The following is a 15,908-nucleotide window of genomic DNA, read 5'->3' as shown; positions in this document are numbered from 1 at the left end:
GTCGACTACTGCTTGAGCATGTTGTCCAGCAGCAGGGCGCAGCGGATCAGACCGAGGTGGCTGTACGCCTGCGGGTGGTTGCCCAGGCCGCGCTCGGCGAGCGGGTCGTACTGCTCGGGGAGCAGCCCGGTCGGGCCGGCGGTCAGCACCATCTGCGCGAACAGCTCCTCGGCGTCGGTGCGGCGGCCGGTGCGCAGGTACGCCTCGATCAGCCACGCCGTGCAGATGTGGAAACCGCCCTCACGGCCGGGCAGGCCGTCGTCCCAGTGGTAGCGGTAGACGACCGGGCCGCTGCGCAGGTCCGCCTCGATCCGCAGGACGGTGGACAGGAAGCGCGGGTCGTCGCCCGGGAGCAGGCCGGAGAGGCCGATCCAGAGCGACGAGGCGTCCATGTCCTCGTCCCCGTACGCGACGCTGTACGCCTCGACGTCGGAGTGCCAGCCGTGCTCCAGCACGTTGGCGCCGATCCGGTCGCGCAGGTCCTTCCACTCGGGCCGGTCCTCGCCGCCGTGCTCGCGCATCACGTGCAGCGCGCGGTCGACTGTCATCCAGCACATCACCTTGGAGAAGACGTGGTGCCGGGGTGGCAGCCGGGCCTCCCAGATGCCGTGGTCGGGCTCGTGCCAGCGGCGGCGGACCGCCTCGACCATGTTCTCCAGGACCCGCCACTCGTCGTCGCGGACCGAACCGCGAGCGTCGGCGACGGCCGCGATCAGGTCGGCGATCGGGCCGAAGACGTCCAGCTGCAACTGGTGGTTGGCGAGGTTGCCGACCCGGACCGGCCGGGAGCCGGCGTACCCGGGCAGCGTGTCGATGACCGCCTCGGCGCCCAGCTCGTAGCCGTCGATGGTGTAGAGCGGGTGCAGGCGTTCCGGGTGCCCGCCGGTGCGCTCGATGCAGCCGTCCACCCAGCGCAGCAGCGCCTCGGCCTCCTCGACGGAGCCCAGGTCGACAAGTGCGCGGGCGGTCAGCGCGGCGTCGCGCAGCCAGCAGTAGCGGTAGTCCCAGTTACGGACGCCGCCCAGCTCCTCGGGGAGCGAGGTGGTCGCCGCGGCCAGGATCGAGCCGGTGGCCTCGTGGCAGAGCCCGCGCAGGGTGAGGGCGCTACGCGCGACCAGGTCCCGAGCGGTGGACGGCAGCCGCAGCGAGGCCACCCAGTCCTTCCACGGCTGCTCGGCGGCGGCCTGCCGTTCGTGGATCGGCACCCGGTGGTGCTCCAGGCTGTGCGTGCCGAAGCGCAGCTCCAGCACGACCTGCCCACCGGCGGCGGAGAGGTCGACGATGGCCTTGGCGGTCTCGTACCCTCCGTCGTTGCCGACCTCCCACTCCACGCCGGGGGCGTAGAGCGCGACCGGTTCGTTGGAGCCGAGCACCAGCAGACCGTCGCCGAGCGGCTGCAACTGGACGGCCACCTGACCGAACTCCGGCCTCGGCGCGAACTCCACCTTGGCCTTGCCACTGCCGGTCAGCACCCGGACCAGTGTCGAGTCGCCGGTGATGACCGCCGGGCTGTCGTCCGGGGTGGTCTCCCGGGCCGGCTTGTCCAGCCAGTCGGTGACGGTGAGCCCGGACCAGCGGGTCTCCACTGTCATCGTGCCGGAGCGGTAGCGCTGACCCAGCGGGATGCCGCCACGTTCCGGGGCGACGCTGAAGTGGCCGGCCGGGCTGCCACCGACCAGGTCGGCGAAGATCGCCGCCGAATCGGGCTTGGGGTGGCAGAGCCAGCTCACCTTGGCCTCGGGGGTGAGCAGAGCGACGGTACGACCGTTGGCCAGCATGGAGTGCCGTTCGATCGGCACCGCCCGCTCACCGAACAGCCAGTGCCGCCGGGTCTCCAGCAGCAGCGCCAGCGCCCGGGCGGCCTCCAGCGGGTCGGCCACCCGGTAGCTGGCCTGGGTGTCGCCGGGGCCGATCTTGATGCCGAGGTCGGGGCCGTGCAGGTGGGCGAACCCGTTCTCGTCGGTGATGTCGTCACCGATGAACAGCACCGCGCTGGAGGCCAGCTGGGTCCGCAACTGGTCGAGTGCGGTGCCCTTGTGGGTGGCCACCACGGAGAGTTCGATGACCTCCTTGCCCTGGGTCACCGTGACGCCGTCGAAGGTGGCCGGACCGTTGCGGACCGCCTCGATGGCGGCGGCGGCGATCTGCGGGTCGACCCCACGGGTGTGCATCGCGACGCTCGCTGGCTTACGTTCCAGCCGGATACCCGGGTGCTGGGCGGCGATCTCACGCAGCGCGTTGCGGACCTGGGTCCGCACGGCGACCAGCTCGGGGGAGAGCCGCTCGACGAAGCCGATGTCGAACTCGGAGCCGTGGCTGCCGACGAGGTGCACCTCGCTGGGCAGCCGCGAGAGCGCGGCCAGGTCGCGCAGCGCCCGACCGGAAACCACCGCCACTGTGGTCTGCGGCAGCGCGGCGAGCGCGCGGACCGCGGCCACCGACTCGGGCAGCGGGACGGCCGTGCTCGGGTCCTCCACGATCGGCGCCAGCGTGCCGTCATAGTCGCAGGCGACCAGGAGCTGGGGGACCCGGGCGATCCGGCCGATGGCGGAACGCAACTCAGGGTCCATGACCCCGGTGGCGATTGCCGCCCCATCGTTGACGGGCGTGTTCACTCGGCCTCCGCCTCGGGAACTCCGAGCTCCGAGAGGAAAGACTTGGCCCAGTGGCCCACGTCGTGGGTACGCAGGTGACGTTGCATTGTCCGCATCCGGCGGCGTGCCTCGGTTTTCTCCACGTGCACTGCCCGGAGGAGGGCGTCCTTGACCGCGTCCGGGTCGTGCGGGTTACACAAAAATGCCTGGCGAAGCTCGGTGGCGGCGCCGGCGAACTCGCTGAGTACGAGCGCGCCACCCTGGTCGGCACGTGATGCTACGTATTCCTTCGCCACGAGGTTCATTCCGTCTCGCAGCGGGGTCACCATCATCACGTCGGCAGCAACGTACATCGCCGCCAGCTCACTGCGACTGTACGACTGATGGAGGTAATGGACCGCCGGCACGCCGACCCTGCCGAACTCGCCGTTGATCCGGCCGACCTCGCGCTCGACCTTCACCCGTAGTGCCTGGTAGTGCTCCACGCGCTCGCGGCTGGGTGTGGCGACCTGAACCATGACCGCGTCGGGAACTGTCAACTTTCCGTCAGCCAGCAGCTCCCGGAAGGCCTTGAGTCGCAACTCGATGCCCTTGGTGTAATCCAGCCGGTCCACGCCCAGGATTATCGTCTTCGGGTCGCCCAACTCGGCGCGGATCTGCTTGGCCCGCGCCTGGATCGCCGGATCGGCGGCCATCCGCTCCATCTCCTGGGTGTCGATCGAGATGGGGAAGGCGCCCGCCTTCACCTGCCGACCGTCGACCTGGATCATCTGCCCCTCGTAGCGCAGCCCGAGCAGGTGCCGGGCCAGCCGGACGAAGTTCTGCGCGGCCAGCCGCTGCTGGAAACCGACCAGGTCGGCGCCGAGCAGACCGCGAAGGATCTCGGTACGGAACGGCATCTGCATGAACAGCTCGATCGGCGGGAACGGGATGTGCAGGAAGAACCCGATCCGCAGGTCCGGGCGAAGCTCACGGAGCATCGCCGGCACCAACTGGAGCTGGTAGTCCTGCACCCAGACCGTCGCGCCCTCGGCCGCCACGTCGGCTGCGGCCTCCGCGAACCGGGCGTTGACCAGGCGGTACGCCTCGCGCCACCGGCGCTTGTAGGCCGGCGTCTCCACCGCGTCGTGGTAGAGCGGCCAGATCGTCGCGTTGGACTGGCCCTCGTAGTAGCGCTCCAACTCCTCGGCGCTGAGCGGGACCGGGTGCAGCCGGATCCCCTCGAGGTCGAACGGCTCCGGGGCGGCGCCGGTGCCACCGGCCCAGCCGACCCAGGTGCCCTTGTGTTCGGCGAGTACGGGATGCAGCGCGGTGACCAGCCCGCCAGGGCTACGTCGCCACTGCCGGCCCTCGGGTGTGCTCACCTCGTCGACCGGCAGACGGTTCGCCACTACGACAAAGGAGCTACGGACGGTCACGATCGGCCACCTCCGGGTACTGACGGGTCCACCGCGATGAGCGTACTGAGCGTAGCTGCGGCGTCTTGTGCCCCGTGCCGGAGTCTCCTACCCGCCTCGGTGCGACCGAATCCTAGAGGTGATCTTGTCGACAGCCCGCGGGTCAGAGGTCGATGATCGGCCATTCCTTCGGCAGCACCTCGCCGAGCAGCTCCCGTCGGTCCGTCATGATCGGTGTGATCGCCCGAGCCGCCTCCATCGCAGCCTGGGCCAGGTCCATGGCCGGCACACTCCGCGACCACAGGCCCAGCGCAGCCGAGCAGTCCGCAGTCACGGCCGTGACCTGCGTCGGGCGTAGAGCGGCAAGGAGGCCCAGCACCCACCATCCCTCTTGAGGAACTTGTCGGTAGGCGCTGGCCAGGCATCCCGCCGGGACGACCACCGTCAGTCGGCGATCAGAGGCCACCGCGATTCTGGCGGCGACATCCTCATCGCCACCCGCGAAGGCCAGCACCGCCGGAGTGTCCAACACGAATGCTGATCTGCCAGGAGTCAACGCCGGTTTGTCCGGCATGCCCGCCCTGGGTCCTGCGACGAGAGCACCCAGTTCCGGTGTGATCAGCTGCAGCGCCGCGTTCAACACCCGCCCGGCCCGCTTCAGGTGAGCCGGAGAGAGTGCGAAGCCCGCCTGCCGGAGTGTGCGCAGGATGCGCTCGTCGGTCATGTCATTTCGTACACACTCCGTCACAAAGGCTGATATGTCGGGTTCCTCGGCCAGCCGGTCGGCCAGTTCGTCCGGCAGCTCGATGACGAACTCGGTAGGCATCGAGTCACGATAAAAGCGGACTGCCGAGCGGCAAGGAGGCGCGCCCGCGTACTCCTGGGGCGGGGTGATGTGGGCGAAGCGCGCCGTACCTGTCAGGATTGACGATGGCGTGCGCGCGGCCGGCTCCCGGCCGGCGGCGGCGGGCGGTCCTCGCAGCCCGCGCCGCGCCGCCGATCAGCGACAGCAACCGACGGAGGTAGCCCGCACCGTGGCCCAGTACATCTACGTTCTGGAAAAGGCGCGCAAGGCGCACGGCGACAAGGTCGTGCTCGACAACGTCACGTTGAGCTTCCTGCCGGGAGCCAAGATCGGTGTGCTCGGTCCGAACGGCGCCGGTAAGTCCAGCCTCCTCAAGATCATGGCAGGGCTGGACAAGCCGAGCAATGGCGAAGCCCGACTCATGCCCGGCTACACCGTCGGCATGCTCGCCCAGGAGCCCCCGCTCAACGAGGCCAAGACCGTGCTCGGCAACGTCGAGGAGGCGGTCGCCGAGACCAAGGCCAAGCTGGAGCGGTTCAACAAGATCGCCGAGCAGATGGCCACCGACTACTCCGACGAGCTGATGGAGGAGATGGGCAAGCTCCAGGAGGAGCTTGATCACCTCGACGCCTGGGACGTCGACTCCAAGCTCGAACTGGCCATGGACGCGCTGCGCTGCCCGCCGCCGGACGCCGACGTGACCCAGCTCTCCGGTGGTGAGCGTCGCCGGGTCGCGCTCTGCAAGCTGCTGCTGGAGGCGCCCGACCTGCTGCTGCTCGACGAGCCCACCAACCACCTGGACGCGGAGAGCGTCTCCTGGCTGGAGCAGCACCTGGCGAAGTACGCCGGCACCGTCATGGCGATCACCCACGACCGGTACTTCCTCGACAACGTGGCCGGCTGGATCCTGGAGCTGGACCGCGGCCGGGCGATCGGGTACGAGGGCAACTACTCCACCTACCTGGAGAAGAAGGCCGCCCGGCTGGCCGTCGAGGGTCGCCGCGACGCCAAGATGAAGAAGCGCCTCACCGAGGAGCTGGAGTGGGTCCGCTCCAACGCCAAGGCCCGGCAGACCAAGTCCAAGGCCCGCCTGGACCGGTACGACGAGATGGCCAACGAGGCGGAGAAGACCCGCAAGCTCGACTTCGAGGAGATCCAGATCCCGCCGGGCCCGCGCCTGGGCAGCACGGTGATCGAGGCGGTCGACCTCAGCAAGGGCTTCGGCGACCGGCTGCTGATCGAAAACCTGTCGTTCTCGCTGCCGCGCAACGGCATCGTCGGCATCATCGGCCCCAACGGTGTCGGTAAGACCACCCTGTTCAAGACCATCGTCGGGCTGGAGGAGCCGACCGGCGGTCAGGTCCGGGTCGGCCCCACCGTCTCGCTGTCGTACGTCGACCAGAACCGTGAGGGCCTCAACGGCGACAAAACCGTCTGGGAGGTCGTCTCCGACGGGCTGGACTACCTGATGGTGGGCAAGGTCGAGATGCCGTCGCGGGCGTACATCGCCGCGTTCGGTTTCAAGGGCCCGGACCAGCAGAAGCCGACAAAGGTGCTCTCCGGCGGTGAGCGCAACCGGCTCAACCTGGCGCTGACCCTGAAGATCGGCGGCAACGTCATCCTGCTCGACGAGCCGACGAACGACCTGGACGTGGAGACGCTGTCCAGCCTGGAGAACGCGCTGCTGGAGTTCCCCGGCTGCGCCGTGGTCATCTCGCACGACCGGATGTTCCTGGACCGCGTCGCCACGCACATCCTGGCCTGGGAGGGCGACGACCAGGACCCGTCAAAGTGGTTCTGGTTCGAGGGCAACTTCGAGGCGTACGAGAAGAACAAGATCGACCGCCTCGGTGCGGAGGCCGCCCGGCCGCACCGGGTGACCTACCGCAAGCTGACCCGCGACTGACCGGCCGAGAAGGTGTCTGACCGCTTCGTCTACCACTGCACCCTGCGCTGGTCCGACCTGGACGCGTACGGCCACGTCAACAACTCGCGCTTCCTCACCCTGTACGAGGAGGCGCGGGTGGCGTTGATGTTCGCCGGGGGTCGGGCCTGGGGCGTCGGCTCGTTCGCCGACGGGGTGGTGATCCGCCGGCACGAGGTCGACTACCTGCGCCCGGTCGACTACGCGCTCGGCCGGGCCACCGCGGAGGCGGCACCCACAGTGCGGATCGAGCTGTGGGTGGAGGAGATCCGGGCCTCCCGGTTCACCGTCGCCTACGAGCTGTACGACGGTGAGGTGCTGGCCAGCCGGGCCCGCTCGGTGCTGGTGCCGTTCGACCTGACCCGCCAGGTGCCGCGGCGGATCACCACCGAGGAACGGGACTTCCTGCTCACGTACGCGCCGCAGGGCGGTGTGGCGTGACCCGGCCGGGCACCGCCGAGCCGGGCCGGACGGCGGCGTCCACCCACGGTGTCGCCGGGGTGGCGGACGCGGGCGCCTTCCTGGCCCGGCTGGTCCGGTTGGATCCGGTCGCGCCGGTCCGGCTGCGGCCGGCCGGCGCACCGGGCCGGGTCGCCCTGTGGGCCCGGCTGCCGTGGCAGGTCCTGGTGGTCCGCACGGTTGCCGGTGGGCCGGACGACGGCGTCGCGGAGGACGTCACCGTGGCAGCCGCGGAGCTGCTCGCTGAGCTGGAGCGGGGCGGCACGAGCCTGCCGACCCGCCGGGACGCCCAGTGGCGGTGGCCGCTGCCGCCGACGCGGAGCCGCCAGGTGGAGGCGCTGCCCGTTGCCGAGTTGCGACGGATCGCCGACGCGGCGGCGGGCACCCTGCGGACGGCGAGCGAGCAGGGTGTGGCCGGCCGTGCCGTGGGCCAGCGGGCCCTGCGTGACGCGTTGCTCGACCACGTGGCGGTGCTGATCACCCCGGACGGGACGCCCGCCGCGCCGGTCGAGGTGCCGCAGCGGCTGGTGCAGGGGGTGGTCCGGATGGGCTTCCTCGGCGCCGCCCACGGCTCGACGGCTGACGAGGGCCGGAACGCCGTTCAGGTGCGGGTGGCCGGTCGTTGGGTCGGCCTGGTGGGACCGCACGGAGCGGCTTGGTTGCAGAAGGCCACGGATCTTGCCGTGACACCCCTGAGCGCTCGTCCGAACGGATGACCCCGGATCATTCTTCTGGTCAGGGGCGGTCGTTGGGGGGGTGCTTCAACCCGGCTGTCCGGGTACCGTCCATCCTCGGATCCAACGCACCGTAGGCGACTGGATCCGCTGGGGAGTGAGGTGCGCGAGCGATGCCGTGGTGGTCATGGCGCCCCGGTCCCGCCGACGGCGGCGATCCGGAAACCCGAAGCGGGATCACAGTCGATAGCGCGGTCCGGATCGGGCCGCCCAGTCCTCGCCAGCCCGGGGACGACTGCCCGTCCAACGAGCGGCCCGTGCTGACCGAGATGCCCGCCACCGTCGAGCCGGTGAGTCTGCGCCGGGTCTGTGACGCGCTCGATCTGCTCGACGTGCGTTACCTGGCCGACGGCGACGGCAACCTGCTGGCGATGTGGGAGCGGCACGCGGTGCTGGTCACCCTCGAAGGGCCGGAGGACGAGATCCTGGTCATGCGGGCACGTCCGCACGCCACGGTCCCGCCGGACTGGGCCGACCGGGCGTACCGGGTGGTCAACGAGTGGAACCACACCCGCCGGTTCTGCAAGGCGTACATCGGTGACCCGACCGAGCGCGGTCAGCTACCGATCTACGCCGAGCTTCAGGTGCCCCTGGGTGCCGGCACCCACGACGCGCTCCTGGTCGAGATGCTCGACTGCGGCGCGGCGGTCGCCACCAGCTTCGTGGACTGGCTGCACGACGAGGGCGCGCTGCTCTGACGCCGCTCCGGGTGGGGTGGGTCAGCCGGCGTTGGCCGGGTCGTCCTCGACGTTGACCATGAAGTACGCGGCCCGCTCCAGGTAGTCCCAGAGGGTGCTGGCGATCTCCGGCTCAAGGTCGAGCCGGTCCACGGCGCGGCGCATGTTCCGCAGCCAGGCGTCCCGTTCGGCCGCGCCGATCCGGAACGGCGCGTGGCGCATCCGCAGCCGCGGGTGCCCGCGCTGAGCGGAGTACGTGTTCGGCCCGCCCCAGTACTGCATCAGGAACAGGGTCATCCGGTCCGCGGCCGGGCCCAGGTCCTCCTCCGGGTACATGGGTCGCAGCAGGGGGTCGGTGGCGACGCCGGCGTAGAACTCGTCGACCAGCTTGCGGAAGGTGGGTTCGCCGCCGACCGCTTCGAAGAGGGTCATCGACGCACCGGGACGGTCGGATTCACCTGCGGAAGTCACCGTTCCATCCTGCCAGGTGCGTCCGGTGCCGACCCGACCCGCACGGCGTGCGTCGGATCACGCCGGGTCGACAACCCCGAATATGGGGCACCCGGCCTGCTCGGGTGGGGGCCGGTTCGACTGTCAGGTGACCGCGTGCCGGCGGTGGCCGTCACCGGCATGCGGGTCGGACGTGCCTTCCACCGGGCGGTCGCTGGTCGGGTCGCCGAGCCCGGAGGGTGGCGGATCGGCGTTGGCCAACGAGGCGGCGGTGATCGCGTCGTCCACCGTCTGCCGGTCTGGCCAACGCAGCGTGGCCACCGCCATCAGCGCCACCCCGGCTGCGCTCCAGACCCCGACCACGACCGGAATGGGGAACCGTTCGGCGAGCATGCCGGTGACCAGCACCGCGAGGCCCTGGATGACCTGTATGCCGGTGGCCATCACCCCGAAGGCACGGGCTCGGAAGCCGTTGGGCAGCGCCTGGACGAACAACCCGTTGGCCATCGGCATCATGCCGGCGACTGCGAACCCGCAGAGCGCGGCGAGCAGCGCTACCACCAGCGGCGGGGGGTCGAGTAGCACCGGTACGAGCATCAACGGGGCGATCACCGCGAGCGGCCGCATCAGCTTCAGTCGGCGAGCCGGCCCGAACAGGCGACTCACCAGCAACCCACCGAGGATGAAGCCGACCGGGTTTGCCACCATGATCGCTGCTTGTGCGGTGCCCGCGCTCACCGCGCCACGGCTCTCGTCGTTGGCCCAGGCTGCGGCCAGACCCTCGGGAACGATCGAGAAGAGCATCGAACTGAACACCAGCACCGCGATGGCCCGCAGCACCGGTGTGCGGAACACGATGCCGAACCCCTGCCGGGTCTCCTGCAACAGGTGGCTGCGGTGCTCCGGGTTCATCACCGCCGGGCGGTGACGCACACCGAGGCGAACCAGCAGCGCCGAGAGACCGAACGTGACCGCGTTGAACAGCAGCGCCGCCTCCGGGTCGACCGCGGCGACAGCGGCGCCGAAGACGTACCCCACGACCTGGGCGGCCTGCCCGACGCTGCTGTTCAGCGACAGCCCCAGCACTAGTCGGTCCCCGGTGAGCAACTGCGGGATCAGCGCGGACTTCGCCGCCTGGCTCGGTGGGTTGGCCAGCGTGGCGGCGAAAATGAGCACCAGCACCGCCTGGTACGGCAGGCCCGGAATGGCGATGAGCAGCATCAGCGCCATTCGGATGATGTCGCATGCCACCATCACCCGTCGGAACGGGTATCGCTCCGCGAGTGCGGCGAGCACGGGACCGCCGAGCAGCCAGGGCAGGAAGCTGACCGCGAAGGCAGCCGCGGAGAGCGCGACGGACCGGGTCTGCTGATAGACGAGCAGAGTTACGGCGGCCTTCGCGACATAGTCGCCGACCCAGGAGAGCGCGCCAGCCACGAACACAGCCCGGAACTCGCGCTGGGCGAAGACTTCGCGAAATGTGGCGGGGCCTTCCGCGGAAGGTCGCTCGTCAGGCACCGTCGCCTCCATCGGCCCCGGCTCGGCCGCTCGTGGCAGCCCGGCCGGAAGCGCTCGTCAGATCTACGGATCAGCGAGGATGTGATCACGCTTTGGTGGGAACGCGTGCTCCGGATTCTGCCCGATCGTCTGACAACTAGCTAGGTCGAACGGGTCGTTCGTCGCCTCCCCGACTGAACGAACGGACGATACCCGAGGGGCCGGCCGGCTCGCGACCCCTGAATTGCCGGACAGTGTCGGCGGTGTCAGGTGGCGCCGCCCTGACCGGTCTCACCCTCGGGCAACGGCCGGGTCGACAGACCGGGATAGATGCGGGCCGCAGCGATCTGCGCGGTGATCCCCGAATTTTCCAGCGCCTCGGCGAGACGCCGACGCAGTTCCCGGCCCACCGCGAACTGCCCGTCCGCTGTGGTCTTCACCACGGTGCGGATGACCGCGCCGTCCACCGTCACCTGCTCGACACCCAGCACCTCGGGCGCCTCCACGATCTCCGGTGACAGCTCCGGGTCCATGGCGATCGAGGCGGCAGCGGTCCGGAGCACCGCCGTGGCCTCCTCGGTGCTGTTGAAACCGATGGGCAGGTCCACCACCACGAGTGCCCAACCCTGGCTCTTGTTGCCCACCCGGATGATCTCGCCGTTGCGGATGTACCAGAGCACACCGCGGCCGTCGCGCACCGTGGTGACCCGCAGCCCGACCGACTCGACCACGCCCATCGCCTCGCCCAGGTCGACGTTGTCACCCACGCCGTACTGGTCCTCGATCAGCATGAAGAGGCCGGCGATCAGGTCCTTCACCAGGCTCTGCGCGCCGAAGCCCAGCGCGACGCCGGCGATCCCCGCGCTGGCCAGCAACGGAGCCAGGTCGAAGCTGAACTCGCGCAGGATCATCAGCAGCGCGATGCCGAAGACGAACGCGGTGGTCAGGCTGCGCAGCACCGACCCGATCGCCTCGGCCCGCTGCCTCCGTCGCTCGGGCACGAACTCGGCCGGGTCGACCGCGGCGGTGGGCACCCGCTCGCGCAGCGGCCGCAGCATCGTCGGCACCGCACCGTCGGTGGTCGTCCGGACCAACCGGTTGATCGTCCGGTGCAGCGCCCAGCGGGCCACCATCGCCAGTGCCAGGATCAGCAGCACGCGAAGCGGTTTGAGCAGGATCCAGTAGCTTCCCTCGGCGAACCAGGCCGACCCGGTGATCCGGTAGATCCACTCGCAGGAGGTGCTGCCCTGGCAGCTCACCGAGACGGCGTCGGGCAGGGCTAGGGGCGTCACACTGGCGGCACTCACTCTGTCTTCGTACCGCAAGGGGCCCGAGCGCCCGCCGCCGACCCACCGGCGGGACGCCACAGCTCGCGCTCGCGGCCGCCGATTCGATCAGGCGGCCGGCGCAGGTCCGGTACCGGTGAGACCGGCGGCGGGGGTGTCACACGTCAGCGTCCGCCCAGGCTGGAGCAGTTGCCCGTCCCGGCGTGGGTGATCCGCTTACCAGAAGAGAGATTAGTACGTGCAATCCGGGGTCCGATCAGGGACTATTGGCGCAACGGACGTCGGTGATCGGCCCGGCGTCGACCGTGTGGGCCCCTGTGCCCGGCCCCGGTCGGCGGCGGTCCCCAGCAGCCGCTGAACCGGGAGGGTGAGCGCGATGCCTGACATACGACCCACGGTGGGCTCCGGCGCGCTGGTCCTCAACGCCACCTACGAGCCGCTGTGTGTCGTGTCGGTGCGTCGCGCCGCGATCCTCGTCCTCTCCGCCAAGGCGGTCTGCGTCGCCGACGGTGACGGCATCCTGCACAGCGCCCGGGACGCGCTGCCGGTGCCATCAGTGGTCCGGCTGACGCGCTTCGTCCGGGTGCCGTACCGAACGCATGTCGGGCTGTCCCGCCGGGCGATCTTCGCCCGGGACGGGTGGCGGTGCGCCTACTGCCGGGGCCCGGCCGAGACCATCGATCACGTTTTTCCGCGCAGCCGCGGTGGCCGGCACGCCTGGGAGAACGTGGTCGCCGCGTGTGCCAGGTGCAACCACACCAAGGGCGACAAGACCCCGGCCGAGATGGGTTGGCGGTTGCACGCGTTGCCGGCGCCGCCGAAGGGCACCGCCTGGCGGGTGCTGGGCCACCGCGCCCCGGACCCCCGCTGGGCCGACTGGCTGGACCTGCGGGAGCCCGAGGCAGCCGCCTGACCCCTCAGGGCGTGGTCAGGCTCCGGGTTGCGGGCGGATTGCCCGGCGCGCTGCGCGTTCGTGGCGGTCGACCGCTCGGCGGTACGCGATCGCGAGTAGCCGGTCGATCTCGGGCAGCAGTTGCGGACCGGGCATGACGATGCTGGCGAAGCCGTACTGTGCGTAGCCCGGGTGCGGTACGAGGGTGTCCAGTCGGGCGAAGTCGAACTCGTGCCGGTGCTCCTCGAACGCCTTGGGCGGGAAGCCGAACAGCCGCTCGAACTCGGCCCGGCCCAGGTCCAGGTTGAGGCGGAAGACGCCAGGGCGGTCAAGCTGTGCGGCCTCGTCGAAGCCGGGCACGTCGTGCTCGACGATGGTGGCGAACGGCTGGCGGCGGTCCGGGCCGACGAAGAAGAACCGGTCGCCCCAGGCCGCCTCGGGTGATCCGTTCTCCTCGGTCGCCACGACCTGCTCGACGCCGGGCAGTGCGGCGATCCGATCGGCGAGCACGGCCGTGTCGACACCGGTCGAGACGTGCAGGACCGCGTCGGCGTGTTCGATGGTGGCCTGGTCCAGCGGGAAGTAGCGGTAGTCGTGCGTTCGCTGCTCGGCCGCTGCGATGTCGGACGTTGGCAGGTACCGGGGAAGGCCGGTCTCCTGCTGGAGTCGGCCCTCGTAGGTCGAGGCGGCGGGCGGCCCGATGCCGAGTGCCGGGCTCGCGCCGAGGCTGCCGGCGATCACCGCGTACCGGTCGCCCAGCAGCGACGCGATGATGGCGCCGGCGCCGGCCCATGTCACCTTCGTGTCGGCCAGCGTCATCGTGCTCAGGTGACGCTGGAGGTGCGTGTTGTGCGCGAAGACCAGTGTGGGCCCGCGGTGTGCCTCGGCCGATCGGATCGCGAGCAGGTTCTCGGCCATCAGCGCGTCCCGGACCGCGGCCAGGCGGGCGAAGCGTTCCTCCTGGGCCAGTGGTGCAGCGGCTGCGGCGTGGTAACGCAGCAACGCGACAGCGGCCGTGGCGTGCACGAACGCGGCCCGCCAGCCCGCTGACTTCCACGGTGCCCGCAGGTACAGCTCGGTCAGCAGGTCGTCGGCGAGCACCCGCAGTCGCTGGGCGTTGATCGAGCGCCCGACCGATCTGCCGGGTTCCCAGATCGCGGCCGTGTCACTCCACAGCACCTCGTCCCCGATCAGGTCGTCGATCTCGGCAGCCCGGTCCAGGTCGAGGAACTGGCAGACCTGGGTGAGGTGGTGGCGCGGGCTCGGGGCGTTCTCCAACTCCACCGGGGCGTCGAAGCCGTGGAACGTCAGGCGCTCGGCGACCGGCCGTCCGGCGTTCCACTCCCGCATCCGCAGCAGGAGGTCGCGGTTGGCCGGGGCCGCTCCGAATCCGTGGCTGAACCCTTCGGCGAGGGCCCGGTCGAGCGTCACAGCGGCGACGCCCTGCACGAAGTCGTCGGCGATCAGCCCGGCCGTCCGGTCGCTCTCCAGGGCGATCGAGCGGTAGCCGTGCTCCGCCAGCGACAGAAGGGCCTCGTTGCGGAGCTGGAGGAAGGCGGACTCACCGTGCGTCGGCTCGCCGAGCGCGAGCAGGTCCGGGGATACCGCCAGCAGGTCGAGAAAAGGTGGCATTCCATGAACCGTATCGTTGAACCAGCGGTTGAGACTTACGAGCGGTGGAGCGCGGTGACAGGCACAAAAGCTTCAAACTCAGGGGTACGCCGACCGGTCGACCTCGCGCGCGCCCACGGCCTCTCCGCGCAGGCCGTGCGCAACTACGAACGAGACGGCGTCCTGCCGCCGGCCCAGCGCACGCCGAACGGCTACCGTCGCTTCACCGAGCTGCACGTCAAGGCGCTGCGTGCCTACCTCGCGTTGATCCCGGGCCACGGCTATGCGGCCAGTGGCGAGATCATGAGGGCCGTCAACCGGGGTGAGATCGACACGGCGTTGCGCACCATCGACCAGGGCCATGCCCTGCTCCAGCGCGATCGGGAAACTCTGGACGCTGTCGAGGCGGCGGTGGCGACGCTCACCGGAACGAGACTGCAACCGCAGAGCCAGAAAGCCGTGCCGATCAGCGTGCTGGCTCACCGGCTCGGTCTACAGCCGGCCACGCTGCGCAAATGGGAGCGGGCCGGGGTGCTGCGACCGGTACGTGACCCGGTGACCCACTACCGGCTCTACCTGCCCGACGACGTCCGGGACGCCGAGCTGGCCCACCTGTTGCGCCGTGGCGGGTACCGGCTCGACCACATCGCCGGCGTGCTGCGTCGAGTGCGTGACGCTGGCGGTGCCGAACCGCTCGCCGCCTCGCTGCGCCAGTGGCGGCAACGGCTCACCGAGCGAGGCCGGGCCATGCTCACCGGGGCCGCCCGGCTCGCCGAGTACGTCGACGCCGTCAGCCGCCTGAACGCGCCTTGACCAGCGAGGCGAAGACCACCACGTTGTCCGCGTAGCCGGTCTCGCCGCCGACCCACTGGCCGCCGCAGGTGATCAGTCGGAGACTCGGGCGGCTGAAGTCCCCGTACACCTCGTCCACCGGCAGTCGGCCCTTGTCGAACTTCTCCACCGAGTTGACCTCGAAGACGGCCACGCGCTGGTCGGTGCGGGTGACCTCGATCTCGTCACCGGAGCGCAGCTCGCGGAGTTTGTGGAAGACCGCCGGCCCGCTGGTGGTGTCGACGTGCCCGACGATCACGGCTGGGCCGTACTGGCCGGGGGTGGGCCCCTGGTCGTACCAGCCGGCCTCCTGGGCGCGGCCCGCGTCCGGCACGGCGATCGTGCCGTCCGGGGCGATGCCGACGTCGTGTACGGGCGCCCGCACGTCGATTTTGTCGATGGCGAGGCTGGTCGGCTGGCTGGCCGGCAGCACCGGGAACTTCTTCGGCGGCGGTCGCAGTCCGGCGCTGAGCCGGTCCGGCAGCAGGCTCATTCCGGTCGCCTGCTCGACGCCGAGCATCGCCACGATCAGCACCATCAGCGCGGCGATGGCCAGCACCGGCAACCCGGGACTCGTAGCGAACCGGTGCCGAGTCGACCCCGGCCCGGCCGGACGCCGCGGCGGCAGCGGCCGGGCGGCCGGGTCGGTGGTGGTGACGCTGGCCGAGACGGCCTGCCCGGCGACCCGACGCAGCCGTCCGGAGACGCGGGCCACCAGCCGGCCGGACGCGCGCAGCGCCGGCCCGGCCCG

Annotated in this window: 14 protein-coding genes; 6 read left to right on the top strand and 8 right to left on the bottom strand. The window is 70.5% G+C overall.

The features are described from left to right. Positions 1–5: 5 nt before the first annotated feature. From otsB to MED15_RS29205, 3 genes are all read right to left on the bottom strand, one after another. Positions 6–2,570, bottom strand: coding sequence for a trehalose-phosphatase (otsB, locus tag MED15_RS29215; RefSeq protein WP_112584176.1), 2,565 nt, complete (start codon positions 2,568–2,570; stop codon positions 6–8). Positions 2,571–2,611: 41 nt separating this feature from the next. Then, the gene (locus tag MED15_RS29210; RefSeq protein WP_030333449.1) at positions 2,612–4,012 is read right to left on the bottom strand and encodes an alpha,alpha-trehalose-phosphate synthase (UDP-forming); all 1,401 of its coding nucleotides are present in this window, start codon (positions 4,010–4,012) and stop codon (positions 2,612–2,614) included. Positions 4,013–4,154: 142 nt separating this feature from the next. After that, positions 4,155–4,817: a hypothetical protein gene (locus MED15_RS29205; protein ID WP_112584126.1), complete on the bottom strand. Its 663-nt coding sequence runs from the start codon at positions 4,815–4,817 to the stop codon at positions 4,155–4,157. Positions 4,818–5,025: 208 nt separating this feature from the next. On the opposite strand from MED15_RS29205, the gene ettA reads away from it, so the two are divergent. From ettA to MED15_RS29185, 4 genes are all read left to right on the top strand, one after another. Continuing rightward, positions 5,026–6,702, top strand: a complete 1,677-nt coding sequence (gene ettA, locus MED15_RS29200; protein ID WP_112584177.1) for an energy-dependent translational throttle protein EttA — start codon at positions 5,026–5,028, stop codon at positions 6,700–6,702. Between the two features lie 12 nt (positions 6,703–6,714). Continuing rightward, positions 6,715–7,161, top strand: coding sequence for an acyl-CoA thioesterase (locus MED15_RS29195; protein ID WP_112584127.1), 447 nt, complete (start codon positions 6,715–6,717; stop codon positions 7,159–7,161). Then, positions 7,158–7,895 carry a DUF8185 domain-containing protein gene (locus MED15_RS29190; RefSeq protein ID WP_112737496.1) on the top strand — a complete coding sequence of 246 codons (738 nt, stop codon included), beginning with the start codon at positions 7,158–7,160 and terminating at the stop codon, positions 7,893–7,895. The genes MED15_RS29195 and MED15_RS29190 overlap by 4 nt, the downstream gene beginning before the upstream one ends. A 131-nt stretch (positions 7,896–8,026) precedes the next feature. Continuing rightward, positions 8,027–8,611 (top strand): type III secretion system chaperone family protein, encoded by a 585-nt coding sequence (locus tag MED15_RS29185; protein WP_030333460.1) that lies wholly within the window; start codon positions 8,027–8,029, stop codon positions 8,609–8,611. Between the two features lie 21 nt (positions 8,612–8,632). Here the strand turns inward: MED15_RS29185 and MED15_RS29180 are convergent, their stop codons facing one another. From MED15_RS29180 to MED15_RS29170, 3 genes are all read right to left on the bottom strand, one after another. Beyond that, positions 8,633–9,061 (bottom strand): globin, encoded by a 429-nt coding sequence (locus MED15_RS29180; RefSeq protein WP_112584129.1) that lies wholly within the window; start codon positions 9,059–9,061, stop codon positions 8,633–8,635. A 123-nt stretch (positions 9,062–9,184) separates the two neighbouring features. Further along, positions 9,185–10,570 carry an MFS transporter gene (locus MED15_RS29175; protein ID WP_112584130.1) on the bottom strand — a complete coding sequence of 462 codons (1,386 nt, stop codon included), beginning with the start codon at positions 10,568–10,570 and terminating at the stop codon, positions 9,185–9,187. 233 nt (positions 10,571–10,803) lie between these two features. After that, the gene (locus MED15_RS29170; protein WP_482805329.1) at positions 10,804–11,796 is read right to left on the bottom strand and encodes a mechanosensitive ion channel family protein; all 993 of its coding nucleotides are present in this window, start codon (positions 11,794–11,796) and stop codon (positions 10,804–10,806) included. Between the two features lie 403 nt (positions 11,797–12,199). Between MED15_RS29170 and MED15_RS29165 the strand changes: the two genes are divergently transcribed. Continuing rightward, positions 12,200–12,736: an HNH endonuclease gene (locus MED15_RS29165; protein WP_030488239.1), complete on the top strand. Its 537-nt coding sequence runs from the start codon at positions 12,200–12,202 to the stop codon at positions 12,734–12,736. Positions 12,737–12,751: 15 nt separating this feature from the next. Here the strand turns inward: MED15_RS29165 and MED15_RS29160 are convergent, their stop codons facing one another. Continuing rightward, on the bottom strand, positions 12,752–14,347 hold the full coding sequence (locus tag MED15_RS29160; protein ID WP_112737494.1) for a DUF6194 family protein: 1,596 nt from the start codon (positions 14,345–14,347) through the stop codon (positions 12,752–12,754). Positions 14,348–14,350: 3 nt separating this feature from the next. Between MED15_RS29160 and MED15_RS29155 the strand changes: the two genes are divergently transcribed. Next, on the top strand, positions 14,351–15,139 hold the full coding sequence (locus MED15_RS29155) for a MerR family transcriptional regulator (protein ID WP_112737492.1): 789 nt from the start codon (positions 14,351–14,353) through the stop codon (positions 15,137–15,139). Here the strand turns inward: MED15_RS29155 and MED15_RS29150 are convergent. Beyond that, positions 15,117–15,893 carry a class F sortase gene (locus MED15_RS29150; protein ID WP_244220640.1) on the bottom strand — a complete coding sequence of 259 codons (777 nt, stop codon included), beginning with the start codon at positions 15,891–15,893 and terminating at the stop codon, positions 15,117–15,119. The two genes, MED15_RS29155 and MED15_RS29150, sit on opposite strands and share 23 nt — an antisense overlap. Positions 15,894–15,908: the final 15 nt, after the last annotated feature.

The sequence above is a fragment of the Micromonospora noduli genome (assembly GCF_003264475.1).
Taxonomy (GTDB): domain Bacteria; phylum Actinomycetota; class Actinomycetes; order Mycobacteriales; family Micromonosporaceae; genus Micromonospora; species Micromonospora noduli.
This window is presented reverse-complemented; position numbering and strand designations above follow the sequence as displayed.

Bases quoted from the DNA above. Each gene is read 5' to 3' on its own strand.
- otsB (WP_112584176.1), bottom strand. From the start codon at position 2,570: ATGGACCCTGAGTTGCGTTCCGCCATCGGCCGGATCGCCCGGGTCCCC.
- MED15_RS29205 (WP_112584126.1), bottom strand. From the start codon at position 4,817: ATGCCTACCGAGTTCGTCATCGAGCTGCCGGACGAACTGGCCGACCGG.
- MED15_RS29185 (WP_030333460.1), top strand. From the start codon at position 8,027: ATGCCGTGGTGGTCATGGCGCCCCGGTCCCGCCGACGGCGGCGATCCG.
- MED15_RS29175 (WP_112584130.1), bottom strand. From the start codon at position 10,570: ATGGAGGCGACGGTGCCTGACGAGCGACCTTCCGCGGAAGGCCCCGCC.
- MED15_RS29165 (WP_030488239.1), top strand. From the start codon at position 12,200: ATGCCTGACATACGACCCACGGTGGGCTCCGGCGCGCTGGTCCTCAAC.
- MED15_RS29160 (WP_112737494.1), bottom strand. From the start codon at position 14,347: ATGCCACCTTTTCTCGACCTGCTGGCGGTATCCCCGGACCTGCTCGCG.
- MED15_RS29155 (WP_112737492.1), top strand. From the start codon at position 14,351: ATGAACCGTATCGTTGAACCAGCGGTTGAGACTTACGAGCGGTGGAGC.